The organism is Paenibacillus sp. ACRRX (assembly GCF_022346885.1).
Lineage (GTDB): Bacteria > Bacillota > Bacilli > Paenibacillales > Paenibacillaceae > Paenibacillus_B.
Window position 1 is genome coordinate 295,766 of the sequence record NZ_JAKRNK010000005.1, and the last position, 20,486, is coordinate 316,251.

General features: G+C 41.0%; 13 protein-coding genes. 2 read left to right on the forward strand and 11 right to left on the reverse strand.

The genetic code is table 11. The features are described from left to right. Positions 1-62: 62 nt before the first annotated feature. The gene (locus MH117_RS16940) at positions 63-1,355 is read right to left on the reverse strand and encodes an alpha-L-fucosidase (RefSeq protein WP_239330388.1); all 1,293 of its coding nucleotides are present in this window, start codon (positions 1,353-1,355) and stop codon (positions 63-65) included. A gap of 124 nt (positions 1,356-1,479) precedes the next feature. Here MH117_RS16940 and MH117_RS16945 point away from each other — a divergent pair, with 124 nt between their 5' ends. Next, a complete protein-coding gene (locus tag MH117_RS16945) occupies positions 1,480-2,433 on the forward strand; it encodes an AraC family transcriptional regulator (RefSeq protein ID WP_239330390.1) in 954 nt (317 codons plus the stop codon). A gap of 718 nt (positions 2,434-3,151) precedes the next feature. Continuing rightward, entirely contained in the window at positions 3,152-7,615 is a 4,464-nt protein-coding gene (locus tag MH117_RS26565; protein WP_275444694.1) for a S8 family serine peptidase, read from the forward strand. A gap of 119 nt (positions 7,616-7,734) precedes the next feature. Here the strand turns inward: MH117_RS26565 and MH117_RS16960 are convergent, their stop codons facing one another. The 10 genes from MH117_RS16960 to MH117_RS17005 form a co-directional block, all read right to left on the reverse strand. Further along, a complete protein-coding gene (locus MH117_RS16960) occupies positions 7,735-8,283 on the reverse strand; it encodes a hypothetical protein (protein WP_239330392.1) in 549 nt (182 codons plus the stop codon). Between the two features lie 640 nt (positions 8,284-8,923). After that, entirely contained in the window at positions 8,924-9,211 is a 288-nt protein-coding gene (locus tag MH117_RS16965; RefSeq protein WP_239330394.1) for a hypothetical protein, read from the reverse strand. After that, positions 9,196-9,525: a hypothetical protein gene (locus MH117_RS16970; protein ID WP_239330396.1), complete on the reverse strand. Its 330-nt coding sequence runs from the start codon at positions 9,523-9,525 to the stop codon at positions 9,196-9,198. Before MH117_RS16970 ends, MH117_RS16965 begins: the two co-directional genes overlap by 16 nt. A 366-nt stretch (positions 9,526-9,891) precedes the next feature. Continuing rightward, positions 9,892-10,089, reverse strand: a complete 198-nt coding sequence (locus MH117_RS16975) for a contact-dependent growth inhibition system immunity protein (protein ID WP_239330398.1) — start codon at positions 10,087-10,089, stop codon at positions 9,892-9,894. Next, a complete protein-coding gene (locus MH117_RS16980; protein WP_239330399.1) occupies positions 10,089-10,538 on the reverse strand; it encodes a polymorphic toxin type 28 domain-containing protein in 450 nt (149 codons plus the stop codon). The genes MH117_RS16975 and MH117_RS16980 overlap by 1 nt, the downstream gene beginning before the upstream one ends. A gap of 366 nt (positions 10,539-10,904) precedes the next feature. Continuing rightward, positions 10,905-11,105 carry a hypothetical protein gene (locus MH117_RS16985; RefSeq protein WP_239330402.1) on the reverse strand — a complete coding sequence of 67 codons (201 nt, stop codon included), beginning with the start codon at positions 11,103-11,105 and terminating at the stop codon, positions 10,905-10,907. Positions 11,106-11,619: 514 nt separating this feature from the next. Continuing rightward, positions 11,620-11,910 (reverse strand): hypothetical protein, encoded by a 291-nt coding sequence (locus MH117_RS16990; protein WP_239330406.1) that lies wholly within the window; start codon positions 11,908-11,910, stop codon positions 11,620-11,622. 858 nt (positions 11,911-12,768) lie between these two features. Further along, entirely contained in the window at positions 12,769-13,206 is a 438-nt protein-coding gene (locus tag MH117_RS16995) for a hypothetical protein (protein ID WP_239330407.1), read from the reverse strand. A gap of 9 nt (positions 13,207-13,215) precedes the next feature. After that, positions 13,216-18,633, reverse strand: a complete 5,418-nt coding sequence (locus tag MH117_RS17000; protein WP_239330409.1) for a polymorphic toxin-type HINT domain-containing protein — start codon at positions 18,631-18,633, stop codon at positions 13,216-13,218. A 103-nt stretch (positions 18,634-18,736) separates the two neighbouring features. Then, a complete protein-coding gene (locus MH117_RS17005; protein ID WP_239330411.1) occupies positions 18,737-20,143 on the reverse strand; it encodes an RHS repeat domain-containing protein in 1,407 nt (468 codons plus the stop codon). Positions 20,144-20,486 lie beyond the last annotated feature (343 nt).

A 20,486-nucleotide genomic window follows, 5' to 3' on the forward strand; every position in this document is an offset into this window, starting at 1 on the left:
GTATGCTTATAACAGATTAGCAGATGTCATACTTCAATAATTAATTCTACTCTATTCACCAACTATACTGTCTCATTCAGAACCAGTTCAATCACGGTGTCGTGCTTATCTGGAAGCTGGGTCGACGGCAAATTTATAAACAAGCAGTCTTGAAATACTGCCTGATTCGTTCCGTTCCACGGAGTGGTAATGTTTACTTCGGAACCGTCAGCCAGTATGCGGGCCGTACGGACTCTGCCTGCAAGCCCAGGCAGTGCGATCGGGCCTATGCCGCGTTCTAAAATGTGCGCGTAAAGCTTGTTGCCACACTGCGTATACCGCCCCCACTCCGGCTTCTCGATTGAAGATGCTGCGCAGCCATAGATGCTGTCACTATTATGCGCCATCCATTTTCCTACTTCCGACAGAACAACTAGCGACTCCTGTGGAATCTCGCCGTTCGCATTCGGACCTACATTAAGCAGCAGATTGCCGTTCTTGCTGACGCATTCCACCAGACCGCGAATAACTTGGCATGGCTGCTTATAATTATGGTCATGCGCATGGTATCCCCAGTGATCATTTAATGTGATGCAAGCTTCCCATGGTACTACTTCCCCTGCTTCATTCCGAATGCCTTTAGCTGGCAGGATCTGTTCTGGCGAGAAAAAGTCACCCGCATACATTTCTGGGTTCGCTGATAATAGATTGCCGCCTAATCTGTTATCGATAACGATATCAGGCTGAATGGAACGCATCATGGTCACTAATTCTGTAGCGCGCCATTTCTCGCCTGTCATCTGCTCATAGGAAAAATCAAACCACATAATATCGACTGTACCGTAATTGGTCAACAACTCTCTCACCTGGCCATGCATATAAGTCGTATAGCGGTCAAAATCTTTCTGCGCTTCAGTCGCCTTATACGCCTCATTGCCGCGCAGCGGATGGTGCAGATCATCATAAGCAGGATAATCAGGGTGATGCCAATCGATGAGTGAATAATAAAGGCCTACCTTTAAGTCCTCGGCGCGGAATGCATCCACATATTCACGGATCAGGTCACGGCCCGCTGGCGTATTGGTTGCTTTATAGTCCGTTAGCTGAGAATCGAACAAACAGAAGCCGTCATGGTGCTTCGTTGTCATGACGGCATACTTCATGCCCGCTTGCTTCGCCGCCCGTGCCCACGCTCGCGGATTGTATCGTACCGGATTAAACTCTTTAAAATACGGCTCATAGTCCTCATTTGTTGTGCGTTCATTGTTCCGTACCCATTCGCCGCGCGCCGGAATCGCGTACAATCCCCAATGAATAAATAGGCCAAAGCGGTCATGTGTGAACCATTGTGTACGCTTCAGATGTTCTGTTGTCATTATTAGGCACCTCTTTAAGTGGATGTTGTTTTCTCTATTGTAGGGGGAAACGTTTATAATACAGATAGAGAGAACTAACTCCTTTTTGCACAATACTAACTTGTAACGGGCGGTGGGTCTTATCATGAACAGCGGGCAACAGCAAAATTCATTTTCTCCATCTGCATCTAAGCAGGTCGATAAACGGCTTCCAACAACATCATGCCAAGATAGGAAGCGTGTCGATTCCTCCAACAAATTTGCGCTGCTGAACAGTTATATGACCAACGTAAACGTGTCCGTACTGGAAGCCCTGTACACAACTTGTACGAATGACTGGCAAGAGTTGAACTTTATACCTGCCTTTAATCGACTTTATCTGATCTGCGAAGGAGAAGGCAGAATCGAGATCGGGGATAGAAGTTACTGGCCTGTTCCCGGGCAGCTCGTTATCATGCCAGCACATGTCAACCAGTCTTACACGACGATTAATGAGCATCCTTATAGCAAGTATTGGTGCCATTTCCAGGCACTCGTCGGTGATCGTCACCTGTTTCAGCTTATGCAGGTTCCCTACTGCATAACGTTAGCACCTGAACGTTGGCAGCAGGCATTGCACACATTTCAGATGCTAACGCATGTACATCGTACTGCTGGCTGGACAGCTGCATTCCGTACACAAGGACTCCTGATGGAGCTGCTCAGCCTATATTTAGAGGAGGCAGGCTTTGAACAAGTTTCCCTGCCCGTTTCCGCTGCCGTAGAAAAGATTAACGAAGTGCTCCATTACATCGAGAATCATCTTAACGAGAAGATTAGCGTACAGCAGCTGGCTTCGCTGCTGCATCTGCATCCGAATTACTTTATTACTTTTTTCCGAGAGCAAATGGGAGAATCCCCAATCCAATACATAAATCGGGTGAAGGTGTCACGAGCCCAGCAGTTATTGCTGACATCGGATCTGAATGTGTCAGAGGTCGCAGATTTGATTGGTATGGATGTGTATTATTTCTCCCGATTGTTTAAACAAAACACCGGCTTCACACCAACGGCTTACAAACAGCAGCATGTAATATTCAGCTCAGATACGGTGCGATAACTACATGCATCGGTATAGTCTTATGCTAGAAGAGTGGACTTTTATATACTTGTAGACACATTCAGGGGAATCGGATATACTTGGCTACAATTAGCATATTATAGTTTCAAATTTTGCTATCTCTTATTTATAGAGTTATCCTCTGCTTGAAACACTATATATAAGTCCCTTCCCTACAGTAATCTCCCAAAATATATCCTGTTGAACTCTAACTATCCCAACTATCCGATCATATACGTCCTGAATTGGAGATCAACTTCATTCAATATTCCCTAAACTTATTATGAATTTCTTTATAACCCTAAGGTTATTTGTTCAACGCCCAAGACTAGACTGACATGTCCTCTCGATTCCTGTACACGCCTTTTCACGTTTGATATGTTGAATATTTATTCTCCTACTACTTGTACAATCATCCCACTTTACATTGTTACGTCACAGCATTAAAGAATCGTAGCCTTACACTCACTTCATGTCGAACTAGCTTTTTTTTTGCAAGATCATGTTGACCATTTGTCAATTTGGAATAGGTAAATAGAACCAATTTAATGTAATCCACACCATTTTGATAGTAATATATGGATTACTAAAAAACACGGTGGTAGAATAAGATTGAATTTTAAACATCTTGTAAATTAAAGGAAGGAGGGTCATAATAGCTTTCGTTTTACATAAGTGTGCGATAACAATTAAATAACTAGAAAAGAGGAATGCAGATTTGAAAAACAAACCGATCTGGAAAAAGACGCTTCTTTCTCTCTCTGCTACACTGTTGGCAGCATCGCTGTTCCTGCAGCAATTTGCATTAGCAGCCCCATCAAGTACTTCCGGCAGCTTATCCATTCCACTTGACTTGGCGAACCGCCTGGATACCTCGGCTCTCTCCGGTCAACCATCCGTGTATGTCTCACCCAAATTGAACACTGGTTCAGACAAGCCTGTTCGTGTCATCGTTCAATTAAGCGGACAACCCGTGTCGGTCGGCAAGTATGCCGCTGCTGAGGGGGTAAAGAATCTTGCTGCTGAATCGACGGAAGCCGCTATTAATCATCAGCAGCAGTCGTTGGTCGCCACAGCCAAGACTAACGGCATCGACCTCAAAGTCAACTACACTTACAACACCGTGCTAAACGGAATGGAAATTACCATTCCCGCATCTCAGATTCCAGCACTGGCCAAGCTGCCAGGCATCAAATCCATCCATGAGAACCGTACATACTACTCGATTCCTGTACAAGAACCTCTCAACTTTGATATTAACAATCCTAAGTTTGAAATCCTCCCACTAAAACATATTGGCGCTGATGTAGCCTGGTCACAAGGTTTGACAGGCAAGAAGTTAAAGGTCGGCGTTATTGACACCGGTGTCGATTATTTACATCCTGATCTAGCCGCTGCCTACAAAGGCGGCTACGATTCGATTGACAATGACAACGATCCGTACGAGGGAATCCCAATAAGCCCACAAGATGATCCAAAACATATTGGTTATAGTGGCAGTTACCACGGTACACATGTAGCTGGTACGATTGTCGGCCGTGCTGCCAACAAAACATCGGATATTGTACAACGTGGTGTTGCATATGATGCAGATTTGTATGCTTACCGCGTCCTAGGTCGCAATGCCGAAACAGGCCGGGATTCGGGATCTTCTGCTCAGGTCATAGACGGCATTGAGCGTGCAGTTAAAGATGGTGTTGATGTAATCAATTTATCTTTAGGTGCTGATGTGGACAAAGACCCTCTCTCACCAGATTCGATTGCTATCAATAATGCAGTATTAGGCGGAGTAGTTGCCATTATTTCCAACGGTAACGCCGGAGATAAAGGACCTTATTATTACTCCGTAGGCTCTCCTGCAACTTCTCAACTCGCTATATCTGTAGGCGCGACTACAGTGGATTCTGTGTTCTATAACACAACTGTAACTGAATCGGTATACGGGCAAACGCTACCGCTTAACATCATGTCATGGACGACTGGCCAAGAAAATTTCAATCAAATCCTTGGAACACAACCAATTGAAGCGGTATATGCAGGTTTAGGACATACTTCGGACTATGCTAATATTAATGCTAATGGCAAAGTTGTATTTGTATCTCGTGGAAATTACTCTTTCGTGGAGAAAATTGAAACAGCTAAAAAATTTGGGGCCAAAGCCATTATCATCTTTAATGGAATTAATAAAGGAAATAATGCAGATTTATCCCCATCCATTCCCGATCGAGACGACTTTGCTAAAATATATGTAGGAGATGGATTTAATTACATTCCTACATTCGAGATGCAAGGTGCACCAGGACGTGCTCTAGCTGTAAAGATACTTTCGAATCCAGGCAAACCATTTACGTTCACCTTTGGCGCATTCAACAAATCCATCATCCCTGGAGATCAAGTTACAACCTTTAGCTCCCGTGGACCAAATGCAGATGGACAACTAGGCATCAAGCCTGATGTAGCTGCCCCAGGAAATAACATCTTATCAACCATACCTGCTTACGCAAAAGCCATCCCTAACGCGTCATATAATCAAGCTTATGGTCGTCTTAGCGGAACAAGTATGGCCGCTCCACACGTAGCAGGCGCAACTTTACTTCTGAAACAGTTGCATCCTGAATGGACTCCATTTGATATTCGTGCTGCTTTAGCTAACACAGCAGACGGGATCAGTGATGAGAAAGGTACTCGTTATGATGTCTACTCCCAAGGTGCTGGACGCATCAGTGTATCACAGGCGGTATATACACCTGCCGTACTCCAAACTGTCGAAAACATTACCATTCTGGACAAAAATCTGAATCCTGTATCTGTCACTAACTATGGCGACAACGCAAGCTTTGGTGTTATGCAAGCGGGGGAAGCTGCCAAGACCATTGCACTACAGTTAAAGAATACCTCCTTATCTGCAGTTCAATATCAAGCTTCCGTTCAGCTTCATCCTCAAGTAACATCTGATCCTAATGCTTCAATCCCTACTCCAGATGTGAATCAAATCGATGTGAAGCTGGTTGGACTTGGCAATGGTGATACGGTAACCGCTAATGCAAATTCCGTGCAGCCGTTCTCCATTCAATTAGCGCCTAAAGCTACTGCCGTAGCTGGTGTCTATGAGGGCGAGATCGTACTGAAACACGCTACGCTTCCAACGTTGCATTTACCATTTGTAGTACATGTCAACAAAGGAACACCTAACGGATTTGGTTTATACGACTTAAGCTTAAGCAACAAAATTATTCAACCATACGGTGTTGATAGCACTTCCACCACAAAAGTAAATGTAACATTAGGTGCCAAGACCAAACTTATCATCTTAAATGCATACGGAATTAACGATGAGTTGATTGGGGAGTTAGGAGCCTACGGAACACTAGACAGTAAAGGTCAACTAAACATCATTCAGCCGCAACTGTTCACCTTCACTGGTATTGATGGTTCATACACCGACGGCCAAAAAGATGCCAATGGGAACCTTATCGTTAAATATTTAAAAGAAGGTACTTATAAACTTGAGGTCCTTGCTCCAAAATTAGATGCCAATAATGCCTATGTTTACAATGAAACCGGGCAGCAACAATTCCATAGTGCTTATACTGCTTTCGCAGTCAGATCTTATACAAACCAGCAGGTTCAAGGTACTGTTGATAAAGCCCTCCAGCAATTTAAAGCTACAATTATTAACACCACAACTACGAATCGTCCAGTACTTGGGTTCCCGCAAACACCAAGAATTAAATATGCTGTGACGAAAAGCTCTCATACTTCTTACATCAATAGCCAAGGCGTACTCAAAGCATTACCTAGCAGCGGGTCTGTGACTGTTGATTTGACGGTCGCTATCTTCTCAGACGAATTAGCCTCCTACAAAAAAGAAGCCATTGTCCGTGTCATCCTTACTTCACAAGGTACGGGCAGCAGTGGCGGCTATTATGGCGGCGGAGGTACGACGACTACTGATAATAACATCAACAGCAGCACACCATCTGTAGCGGCTGTCATTAATCAAGGACAAGTCAGCCAAGTCGTCAAATCTACCACTAAAACAGAAGGTACGGTTGTAACCGGAACGATTTCAGATTTCGACTTAAAAGCAGCACTGGAAAAAGCTCCGAAATCACCTACAGCTGTCATTATAAGCGTCACTGCTGACACTTATAAGCAGCAAACACGAGTGGTTCTGACACCTGCACAGATCAAGCAGCTTGTAGAAACACAAATTGGCAGTACCGTTGTAGTCAGCAATGGAACCCAATCGATTGCCCTGCCAGTAGAAGTATTAAAAGGACTCGATAAAGACGCAAGTGTAAGCATTGAAATAAGTTCCGCAGCAGATAAACAGGCGAAGCTTAAAGAAATGTTCCCTGAGGCTCAGTTTGTTGGTACGCCAACTGCTTTTGCCGTCAATGTCTTAAAAGGGAGCACATCCACACCAATCGTCATATCTGCTAAGCACTTTATCAAGCGTGCCTTTATTGTTCCAGGAAGCTTGGATACGACTGGCGCATTGTTCCTGAAAAATGATACAGGTGCACCGATTCCGGCGTTAGTTACGAAGAATAGCGATAATACAACAATTGTAACTATTAATCACCCTGGCCTCGGCACTTATGTTGCCGCCTCCCGTACAGTGAATTTTAACGACATCACGCAATCTTGGGCGAAATCTCGGATCGAGTCACTTGCTGCCAAATTCATTGTAAACGGCTCAACAGCAACAACTTTCTCACCAAAGAAAGATGTGACTCGTGCTGAATTTGCTGCTATGTTGGTTCGTGCACTGGGGATTGAGTCCCAAGCAGATGCACCATTCAAAGATGTCAAAGCTACAGCTTGGTACGCTGAAGACGTAGCAGCAGCTTATGAAATTGGGCTTATCAACGGTGTGAACAAATCCACCTTTAACCCGAACGCCAGCATTAGCCGTCAAGATCTGGCGGTTATCTTGGCCAGAGCTGCTGCTCTGCTGCAAGTACCAAAGAGCAATCCATCCAAGCAAGCCTATGGAGATGCCAAGGTAATCTCCGGTTATGCGACGAACAGCATTAAAGATGTAACGGATAGCGGCTTGATGAAAGGTGAAGACAAAGGCGGCGTATCTTACTTCCGTCCTGAAGCACCAACGACACGCGAAGCTGCGGTGTCCGTCCTGTTCGCCCTGTTGCAGCAAGGTAAGTTTATTAACTAAGCGTAGTACGTAAAAAAGCCCCTTATGACGTCATCGGCTCGTGAGAGCCTAGAATGATATCGTAAGGGGCTTTTGTATTTCAAATATATAAACTCATCACTTATTCTTATTTATTCGCATTAAAACTTACCTTTCCCTTTTACAATGTTCCAAACCTCACTACAATATAATGGCCTAGCTATGACGCCATCCGGTAGTCTGAACATAGAAAAGAACTGTTCTCTCTTTTCATAGTATTTTTGTTTACTTTTCATTACCTGTATCTCGTTACTAAAATCTAAAGATTCATGTAATTTCATATCTAACACATTCATTCCCAGTAAGATTCCAATATTTCTACACAATTTAATTGCTTTTTCAAATGTTCCTTCCGGATTACAGACAGCAAATCTTACTGAAATCTCATCAACCTTTTCCGACTTCACACCTGAATTAATTTGTATTTCTATAATGCAAGTTTCATCCGCATAAGAATAATAGCATTCTGGATCATCATCAGACCAACTCTCTTTAGATGTGTATGAATTGACATTCAACATGGATTTGAGTGCATTTGTAACATTTGTAAATAATACTGAATGACTACTATATGTTTCCCATCCATCATCGGTAAGTTTAACCATATTTTCTTTTGGGTATATAAAAAAATTATAGGATTCCACCCCCATCTATCTTCCTCCTGCTCCGTATACTTGATGAAATAATTCATCAGGCGTTACTTTCCATATGATTGTTAAGGTTTCTTCAGCGAGCTTACATGTAGCCTCACCCGTTCCCTTATTTTTCCTTACTTTCCCATTATATCAATTTTCTTGACGCTCTGTTAAAGTTGCCACCTAATACTCTGTCATATGCTTCATCATGCTCCAGATGATTTTTGCAAGCCTTTGCATGCCATATCTAAGGGTTTGATTCTTGGTTTTGCCTTCCACTAGCTTGTATTAGTAATACTTGTAAAATAATAAATTACGTCACTTCTTGTTATCGCCTTTAGCGACTTGGATGTGCTGAATGGCTAGGTAGGGGGAGAAGGTATTCAGTACCCGTCTTCCCTACCCGACAAGCAATAGCTAAAACAGGCCAATGATGGTCGCATCTGACGATAATCGACCTGCTCAATGTAAAGAAATAGTGTTATTTAGATTATCAAATTCAAGCATTGATGTGCGTTCAAACGTTTGGGAGAAATCTTCACTCAGGTATTACATGGATAATATGTGTTATTAGTTGAATGATGAGTTCATTCGCCCCAACCACCCAAAAATGAAACCTTGAAAGGCACTAAGCCAATCAAGGTCTCTCAAGAAATTACTCTAATGATGAAAACTCTAATAAATCTGCTTTTAACTCAGCTAACAAATCATCAAGGTTCGTGAACTTTTCGGTCTTTACTGACAGCGTATTTTCACTTTCAATCTCAACAGTAAAAAAATCGTAAGTGTAGTCTGACAAAACTGAGATGGAAGCCATAAAATTTTCTTTGCTCAGGGCATATTCCAATTTTGCATCCCCGTACAAAACCTCGCTTTCAATTACGATACCTTTATCCAAAGAATCAATAAATTTCGTAATGTACTGCTTCAATGAATCAAACATCTGTTTTCACTTCCTACTCTACTTTTTAGTATCGACAATTTTAATATTAGTACCAACAGGATCAGGTATCGTTTGTCCTCATTGTAATAGTACCGATGACGCGCATTGGACACCGCACGCTCTACCATAAGCCCATCGCCGTTATAGCTGTAGCTCGCTGTACCTTTGGCTCCAATCGCCTTGGTCAACTGATTCTTCTTATTGTACTCGTACTGCGCTTCCTGAATTGGCAGTTCGCGGCTGCTCTCCAACGTCAAGCGGTTGTAACGCCCGTCATACGTATAATGTTCATTAAACTCACTTGACGTCTTCACCTGATCCAGCGGCGTATAGCTGAACTGGGTGACATAATTTTTTTGCTAATAAAGAAAACCTTGAGAGGTTGTCTAAGACTGACCATTCAAGGTTTTAAAGTTATACAAAAGCCATTTTAGATATAAAATATCTTTGAATTGTGACCTCATAAACAACTTTAGAGATGCACACTCCTCATAAAGTTTACTAATATATCATTATATTCTTTCCTATCCTCTTCATTTGACCATTCTAAACTTGGAAGCCTCATATTGATCTTCTTTAGGATCATTCTGAGTTTACATAAATCCTCAAATTTAGTTAAATTAACTGAATAAAGTAATTCTAAAACCTGACCATCATACATATCACCAGCAATCGGGTTTTCATCCAATATATCCATCTTTTTTTATTGCAATTTCAATAAAAACATTTTGTAATATCATCCTACAAACATCCGTTAAGTCAACTTCCTCCTCAGTTTTGTCAATTAATCTGTTATACCAGTTATCCAATGCATACTCGGTTTCCACTGTCTGTTTTTGTTGATTCAATAAATAAATATCTTTTATCGTTTTATTCATTATTTTACACCTCCAAAAGGTTCAAATAAGTTTTCAATCTTAATCAAATTCTTATTTGCCTTATTCAAAGCATTTTGTAGTGTTTTTCTTGTGATATCTGATAAATTAGGATTTTGGAGCGAACCTTCTAACCCTCGTTTTATTTTACTTAATCCCTTGAACAAATCTCGCATCTCTTGTAGATGGTTCCAATATCCTCCCTCAGGTTTTGGAACAGGATTTCCCTTCAGGTCTCGTAAAGTTTCCGAAAAATCCATTCCCGTAAGATGCTTATTAACTATATTATCTAAAGTTATCAGATTTCTTTTTTGGGCCCGTGATAAATCCCCTAAACCTGACGCTCTTGGTGCATTCTTATAAAAACTAATAAGATTAGGCTGTCCATTCTTCCATTTTATCGTTGTATTCGCTGCTGGAGTACTTACTTTGATTGGATAGTATCTTCGCACTGCTAATATTCAAGTCCGTAATCTGGTTCCGATTGTTGTACAGACCACTTACCGTCAAATTCACGTTGCTTCCCGATTACTTCACCACATATCCTGTTTTCTTGTTCGGATCGTTAATGAATATTGAGTACATTCGGCATTGGATAACCACTCTCTCAAAAGAAAAGCCATAGAGAGCATAAAATCCCGCTATGGCTTTCACGACTATTTCCTTGCTTCAAGAATGCTACTTTCTCTTTTTCATGTAGTTTTATTAAAATTGAATGATTGTCCTGTCTGTTTATCTAAATTTCCAGCCATGGCAGTCACTTCACAACTAGGTGAAATGTCGAACATTTAATCAACATGGAAATTAATACTTTTCTACTAATCTAATTTTACATACCACTGATACACATATGGGAGTTCTTTATCAAAAACAACAGTTCCTAACCATTCATCCTCATCTTGAAATACAAGTACTCTTTCATTAGGAATTAAACTCAACTTAATCACTTCTTCATGTGATAATCCCGGCTTGCTTGGTCCAAAGTAATTAAAATTGCAATCGATTTCAAGCCTTTTCATGTTAAATCTCCTTAACTTATCTCCATTTATTTGGTACTATTTTGAATAATTTAGATAGCGCTTCAGCTTGCTCTCTTGTCATGGGTGGTATTTGGTGGAATGATGGAACCATGTAAAGAATTATATTTTGTTGGATCTTTAATTACATCCCAACCCATACCAGCTTGTTTCGGTATCGTCACAGATGTTGTGCGGCTAAGCGGTCGTAAGAAATTAATTAGTGATTGATTATTTCTAAATTGTCCTAGTAAAGAAAAAACCTCGAAAGACATGGTGTCAATCAAGGTTAATTAAATGCTCGTTTACGAAAGGATCTCAATAGATTAACAGTAAATTAAAGACGATTCTTATTAACGCCAGTAATAGTCTCAAATAAATATATTCTTAAAGAATACTAAAAAGATTGTTTATGCAAAATATTCATTAACTATATTAGTTAATATTTCTTTTTGAAAGTATGACTCGGCTAAATAATCTATAAAAAACTCTTCCACTTCAGTAATTTTGAATTTACTTAAATAAGCAAAAGCCAAAAATAGCAAATCTGAATGTGATTCAGTAGAGTAATAATAAGGATCATTTGTAGGGACGTCTTGGAGCACTCAAGTACCACACCTGTAAAACGCGCATCTCCATGATTAATAATTGCTTGTAATATGGTTTCTAAAATCATAGAATTATCTTCTCTAAAAATCTTAGTGATATCTTCAAAAGTTAGTACTTCAAGGATTATTTTTTTGCTTTTCGATTGCGTATAATTCCAATGTTGTTCTTTCATCTTCATAATATTTTTCCCAAAATCCATCGAAAGACCAGTTTTCTGGAAGTATCCTCAAACAACCTTGGTCCTGAACCACTGCCCAGCCACTCGGCAATTTACCCGATATGACCTGGAATAGAGTAGAAGGATATGGGACAACACTCCCATCATCTTTCTCGATCCTATATATGATGTCACCTCCTAAATATCTAGAATATAAGGAAGTCTCTCCATCATAAATCTCGATGGACAGAACAATATAACTTTTATTCAGCGTTATTCCTTCATATTTTTTTCTTCATTAAGTACATGCTCGACCTTCAACTAATCCCCACCTTTTTTTATTAAATGAGAGACATGCATGCTTATCTTCTCTCGTCTCCCTAATAATTTATTTTAATAAAAATTAAGGATCATTTGTTTCAGATAAATATATGATTTCTCAAAACCTTAAAGACAAAGGAAGCAAATCCATTTGACAATAAAATGAAGATAAGGAAACGTGTATTGCTGTCCAAGATTTCCTTTTTGGAAAACTTTTCATATTGAAATCGTCTTTCATTAAGTCTGTGACGTTTTGTTTTTACTCTGTCTGATCAGGATCAGCTTTTTCTCTGCCAGTCTGGAAATTTTGATAAAACTTTAAGAAAACGAAGAGACAAAAACAGGTCAATCATGATGGCACATATCCATAATACACCTGATTGTCGCAACAAAATTGCGTCAGTTGGGTTATACAATTCATGCTTTTTTTTGTGCGTACAAACGAAATAACCGTTTCATTATACGGGTATTCCGTGGGTTAGATATGTTATTGGTTGAATGATGAGTACATTCGGCACTAGGTAGCCCTCTCCAAAGAAAAGCCATAGAGAGCATAAATTCCCACTATGGCTTTCCGAACTATTTTCTTGCTTCAATGATACTACTTTCTCTTTGTGATGTAGTTTTATTAAAATAAAATGATTGCCCTGTCTGTTTATCTAAATTTTCAGCCATAGCAGTTACCTCGCAACTAAGTGAAATGTATCGTGCCATCCAAAGTGAAATGTCGAACATTAGGTCATTAAATACTTCTTGGAATGAATCAGTGGTAGTTGCTCCAAGCAAATATTGATAATCTGGCCAGTCTTTACTATTCTGTGTGTTTCTTAATTCAACCTCAAAGCCTAAAACCTCAGAATAACCCACTAAATCATACGGCTCATCGTCCATATTTTCATATCTAAAATTAGGTATATTTAGTCCTTCTTCTATTTTTGAGCCTAAGTCTTGTAAAGAACCTTCGAATTGAATAAATACATGTGAGTAAGCACCATGAACCTTATCTGTAATCTGCATGTTATCCTCCTATTTACTTGATGGCTTAAACTTAATTGAAAAACCCTCTTTATTGGGCTTAAGTCCTTCAAATCCCGGTGTCTCTGAGAGAATTTTTCTAAATTCGGGATTGGCTTTTAGACTATTACCAAACTTCTTGAACAAAATATCACTTTCAATATAATAATCAATATCATACTTCTTCAAATTAATTGGTTGGCCAAATGTCGGTTTATTTGGATTCCCAACAGTACCAGTCTTAAATGAACCTGTATAACCTGCCTTAATGTTCGGGTCAATTTCTCGAAATTGTTGTAAAAGATGTTTTTCAGCAAGTTGGTCTAGTTTCGTATGAAGTTCAGAAAGTTTAGGATCACCCTTCCCCTTATAAAAACCAATAAGATCAGGCTGTCCATTCTTCCATTTTATCGTTGTATTCGCTGCTGGAGTGCTTACTTTGATTGGATAGCTACTAATCCCTCCGCCATTACTATACGATGAATAAGAGGTAGACGGTCCTGCTCCTGCCCTGCCGAATCCCCCTCCGCCGCAGTTGTGCGTCCAGATCCGCAAGTCCGTTACAAAGTAATTGTGGTACCCCTGCACTCTGAAATTATATACCTTTGTTGGTTCTTGATGCACCGTAATGGATTCAATCGGGTATTCTTTGCCGTCCCTGTCTACTAATACATCCTCGACAACTAAGTCACCGGCTTCCACCCATCCTTTGCCTACAATCCAGAACGGATGCTCCTCTGTTGTCGTAATCTTTTCTTGTTTCACTTCGATGACATATACTTCATCGGCTGTGCGATTAAAGGTTTCTTCCACGGCTTTATACGCCGCCTCACCTGTTTCCTCGCTTTTTGCTAGTACCTTGTCACCGACTTTGATATCCTCAATGGCCTTTAAGCCCTCATCCGTTTGAATCTGGGTTCCTGCTGAGAAACATTTAAAACTACAATTTATTTTGTTCTCACCTTCAGGGTCCACACCATTTAACGGATTGTTCTCCACATACGTATACCGATTCAGCGTATCTGGCTCTTCGATCTTGCCCTGGTTCTTATCCTCGCTTATAAAACGGCCCATGCTTGGGTCATACCAGCGTGCTCTTAAGTATTGCAGGTCTGATATCGAGTCCCAATACTCTCCCGCATATCCGAAAATGTTCGATACTGTTTCTTTACTTTCCAGCGGCAGACCCCAAATATCGTAGCGATATTCATTTAACTTGGAGCCCTGCTCGTCCGTCAGAGCAACGACATCTCCATGCCCATTGAGCTGGTAGTACTGTACCTTACCGCTTGCAGCGTCCTGTCGACCAATAATCGCTCCATTGGTATCGTAAATGTACACATAGAGGATACGCGGCTTCCCATCTGCTTCGATCACAGCTTCAGCTACGATCCGTTTGTCCTCATTGTAATAGTACCGATGACGCGCATTGGACATCGCACGCTCTACCATAAGCCCATCGCCGTTATAGCTGTAGCTCGCTGTGCCCTTGGATCCAATCGCCTTGGTCAACTGATTCTTCTGGTTGTACTCATACTGCGCCTCCTGAATCGGCAGCTCACGGCTGCTCTCCAGCGTCAGGCGGTTGTAACGCCCGTCATACGTATAACGTTCGTTAAACTCACTTGACGTCTTCACCTGATCCAACGGCGTATAGCTGAAATGAGTGAGATAGTTATTTTCATTACGATACTGAATATTGCCATTTAGATCATATTCATAGGAAAAATAGTTAACTACTTGACCACTTTTCCGATGCTGTATCAAAATTAAACGTCCGTTGTCATACTGCATATTACTCGAAAATGCACTGGCCATCGCTCGGCTCATCACGTCGCCATTTTTCCAGTAGCTGTACGTAACATGAGGTGTGCCTATTATGCTTGAACTGCTTATGCTCAGATCTGTCACCCGATTTCGACTGTCAAACTGCCCTCTAACCGTCATATGAAAGCCCTTGCTTATCTGCCGGACACTGTACCCCGTCTTTTTTCTCAGATCGTAGCTATTTGCAAGATGTACCCCATCTGGGTATTGAATCTCCGTCAAATAACCGGATTGTAGCTGATAGTTATAACTTGTCGTCCCCGTCTGGTCTACCATACTCAAGCGTTTGCCTTCCGTATCATACGTGTACTGCACAATCAGATCCGCTGTTGCGGAACGAAGCAGGTTGTTCATCGTGTCAAATTGCTGCGTTGTCGCTACGCCTGCTTTGTCCACATATTGAACCACGTTGCCATTGGCATCATACTGGTATTTCTCCACCTGACCTGTCCCATTTGTCTCTGTGATTACTCTGCCGAGTTCGTCGTAAGCTTTGGTCACCGTTTGGCTGCCCGGGAATTGCAGCTTCGTCACGTTGCCAAGCAGATCATAGGTGTATTGGATCGTCTCTTGGCTGGCATCTGTTACCCCCGTTAACTCTCCTAACGAGTTATAGGCATAAGTGGTCCGGTTGCTGTTGCCGTCTGTAAGAGCGGCTATTTTCCCGATTGAATTATACTCGTTACGCACCTCGGGCTTGAAGGTCTGCTCCTTCTTCACCCACACCTCTTCCGCCACAAGGCGCTGCAAGGGATCGTAACGCTTCAGCTTTTGGTTTGCTTCCGCATCTGTGTACAGTTCAGTAAGCTGTGCATCATCGTATTGCACCGTCTCTGACGTCTGATCCGCATACGTGGTCTGTTTGATGCGACCAAACGCATCATAGCTGTACCACGTCCGGTTCCCATAGGCATCATCCTGCCACAGCAGACGACTTGTGCGCTCGTCATAGCCATACTTCACTTCGCCCAAGCCTTGCGTCTCTTTCAGTTTGCGACCCAGTGGGTCAAACCAAACCTGTTGGACTTCACCTAACGTATTTTTAGCCATGATGTGATTCGTGCTGTCGTTGTACACATAGCTGGCCTGCGCTTGGTTCGGCATCGTGACAGATGTTGTACGGCCTAAGCGGTCGTAGGTGTACGACGTGGTCTGATTAAGCCCATCTGTGTACGCAAGCAGGCGTCCAGTCAATGGATCGTACTGCGCTTTCTCCACAACTACGCTTTTTCGCCCATCGGCATTGGTCACTTCCACATCCTGCTGCGTAAGGAACGCATGCTGATACTCAGGTCCATACTGATATCGGAATACGGTCGGCTTGCTGCTGTTATTGGTAGTCACCTTCGTCACATTGCCAAAGCCGTCATATTCAAAGTTCCTGTGACGCAGCAGTGGTCCACCCTCGGCATTGGCATACGTCTTCGACTCGATCACTGAACCTTGCCCGTTCCGTACATAACGGGTTACGGACTGCTGGTTTGCATCGAACTTGGTCGTTACCGTTTGCGGCAAAGCAAAGGTTGAGTCGTAAGTCGTAACGGTGCTGGCCCCCATGTTGTTGGTCTCACTCGTGATGTTGCCATTACGATCATATTGACGGTTGACCGTCAAAGCAGGGCTTTCTGCGCCGCTGATTCGCTTCTTGGTCACGATCTGAATCGGATTGGGATTGCCACTTGCTTCGTCATACGCTTGCTGTGAGATGTGCTGGGTGGTGCCTGCGTCTTGAATGTTTTCCAAGTTGTAAAATCGAGTATTTCCGTCGTTCCACAACTTTTTATATTTAAACGAAGTTGTGAGCAATCCGTCAGTCATCGAAGTGGAGTACATTCTGTCACCATAGTAGGAATAAGGATCTGATTCGTATTGGAACGTATGATAGTTGCTGACTACACTCTGAAGATTTACATACTCGATTATATCTTTACGTTCTATTATTCTGTATTGAAGCTGCTTGGTGGCACTACCCAATTCTCTAATGAGAGAATCATAAGTAAACTCTGTCTTTGCACCAGTGGGATGATGAATCTGCTTGATTAATGCAAAGTCATTCCGTGTATCTGGCTTTTTGGTTCCTACAACTGTGAATTTTGACTCCCCAAAGTGATAAGAATAATAGGTGTTTCTTTCCATTACATCCTTAACAGACTGCAAATATTGCAGATCAGAAGCACCTGGTACCCATCCCTTTTGATAGGTAACACGATCTATCCCATTGCTCACCACAATATCATTAGTTCCATATAAAAACTGAAGTTGTTGCCCGGTACTGCTTAATACTTTGAATAGTACATAATCTCTTCCAGCTAATCTATAGTAATAAAAATCAAAAAAGTTTCCGTATGCATCTTCTTGGCGTAATAGCTCTCCATCATAGGAAAAGAAGTATTTTGTTCCATTTTTATATAGAAGTGCATATTCTGATCGAACATCATTGACTATTTTACTGGTGTCTTTTGTAAAACGCACATCGCCCCATGGATAATTTTCAATTTGATCATTTCCGTTTATTGTATACACAGAACCACCAGGCATCGACACATACTTGTTATATCCACTGGTTTGAATATAGGGAATATCCCATCTCCACCCTTTCCCTAAGGGCATGAATCGATCCAGTTTCCTAGGCGTTGTCCATGAATCATACGTTATTCCTAACCTTTTCATATCATATATGTAGTAAGCTGAAGAGCTTCCCGTTGGATATAATTCCAGGAGATATTGTTTACCCTCGAACGAAGTGGAAAGATGGGTGATTTTCTTCGTTCGATCCGCGTATTTCTCCTCCATAATGGCATTTAGGTCATCATATCGTCCCCCCACCATTTGAGCGTACTCTTTAGGGGCTTCTCCAACCAATTGATTGTTAAAATACACATAATTCGAACTGGTTCCATATTCAAATAAATACCTCATACCAACGCCTGGTTCCAATACATATACTTTGACATTCATCAGTGGACTGAAATAAAGACCATCCAACCATGTCTGAGTTATATTTTTATCATAGAGTTCAGCCGCATTACTGTTATAGGACCTCGTTAATTTGAATGAAAAACCATTACGACTCGGAATCCCGATATCTGTTACTTTCAAGTTTAATGAGCCATCCTGCATTGAAATATCTTCCACACCAGTACTCACACTATAGGGTGCCTGATCCAGTTTGACGTGTTGATTTTTGAGAGCCAGCTCATCATAGCCGCTGCTCGTCAGACTACGTTTGGCACGCCCATACACGGACCCCGTCACGCTATGGAGACTTTCCTTGTCCCCATAGACATTTCCTGTCACACTCGCCCATGCATCTCCTTCAAGTAACAGATTAACACCAACTACACCATACGTTACATCCGTCACCGTAGGCGGCACATACAGCTTCCCTTTGCCGGGAAACAGCTGCTGCAGCGTACCCAGCAGTTTAGCCGCGTCACTGTTTTTGTCGAGTGCAGCGCCTACATCCTGTAAGCTGTACCCGGCGTTCAGCATTTCAATAATATTGGATGGTGATACCTTATATTTCGCTGCCAGACTATCAATGGTGAGCAAATCACTTTGTTGCTGATGTTCCAGTGCCGTAACTGTTTGCTGGTTGCTCATAATCCCAGGTGATAGGATTTCTAAAAAGAATATCATAATGAGCATTACTGAAATCCTCTTCATTACATTTGCCCCTTATCTATTGAAATTTCACAGAAATGCTCTAATTTATTGATACAACATTTCCATTAGCATCATATTTAATATGATAGACTTTTCCTTGCGAATTTTTTACCATTATTAACCTTCCATTTTCATCATAAATATATCCACTACCAGCATACATAGTCTTAATAAAAACAGGGCTTGAAAATGATGAAATTTTGTCGTTTTTCCCAACAACTCTTACTATCCAACTGTATAGTGTTTCATATTTTAGAATGTTTGGTGGTATCTTATACCTATTTTCAATAGCTGATATGACACCTGAGTCATGTACAACTTGCCCGTTACTATCTTTAATAATTACTTGAAATTTTGATTGGACATCCTGTGTCACAGGGCTTGTAAAAGCCCAATTCAGAATGGGGTCAATCCCCTTTACTAGCTGAGGACTAGAAATATTTACACTACCCGGAAGCAACTTAGACGGAGCATACGGAACGTTAGGGACATACGAAACTATAAGGTTAGCATCACTCCAATTATTGTATATTGGTTGACTATAATTTCCCACAGCCATCCCATTGTTAACTCCTGTATCCAACCACCTTTGGACAAGATCCTCCAAATTATTAACAGGCTCGAACGTAAACGATAAAGGGTTATTTTGAATATACGGCCAGTCTTTGTTGATAGACCCAAGCAAAATGTGTTTCTCTGTCATAAAACTAGAAGCGTTAACAGATAAAATAACAGAATCTTTTGGAATGCTTGATATATCAAATTTGATGACTCCAGTATAGTAGCTGAACATCTCATATCGTACTCCATCAATAATTGTAAATCTAAATGAGTTACCTATAGTAGGCATATCAGTGTAGACGAATTGTGCCCTTGAGCAACCAAAGGATGGACATTTAGTCCCTTCTATTTCATCTACTATATGGTGTCCACTTTCCCTTTTTGCTATAGCTAATGTCGACTTAAAAGTGACTGGGTACTCCAATTCACTTCCTTCATCTGTCACTCTTTTGATAAAAGTTTTATTCTTTTGTTGTTGAATCTTAAGGGGAAAGACATCCTTTTTGATTATTGCATCTTCTAAGTGAGTATCTATGGGTAGATAAGTAGTAGGTTCCTCATATTTCTTAACCATTTCTACTAGTGAGAAGTTCTTAGGTGAGGAGGAGGGCGACGTTAACTCATTAGCTTCTTGCATGCCATTAGGTGGCTTTCTTAAAATCACGTTAGTTTCCCGCCAAATATTAGGCGAAATTACCTCAAAAAGGTTTAAAGGATGCATATTTTCTACAACATTAGCAGTATTTTTGGGAACAGACTTTGGTCGTTCTTCTATGTTTGTTGTCCCATTTAGTAAATCTACTTCTTGCCCATATACATATGAATGATAGGACCAAAATAATATGATTACACAAAGAAATACATGTTGTAGTAATTTACTCTTCATCACATCACCTAACTCCTTTTAAAATGCTTTGTAATAATTTTGAATATACTACAATTACGGATAAATATTTGTCGATATTTGTAATTTATTTTTTTGATTTAAATCAATTTTCACAGAAAAAACAATGTAATATAGTCTGGATTAGATATCAATGTAGTTTAGATAACAATTCTAATTAAATAGTATTTAGAATTATTTTAGACTGGGCATTATTGGGGATATTTCAGTACAATAAAAAAGGGAGTGCTTAGGTCTCCCTAAACACTCCCTTTATCGTTTTGATGTCCTGATGAATCCGATCATTTTTGAGGTTTCCCCAAAAAATCTAGATGCCACAATCTCT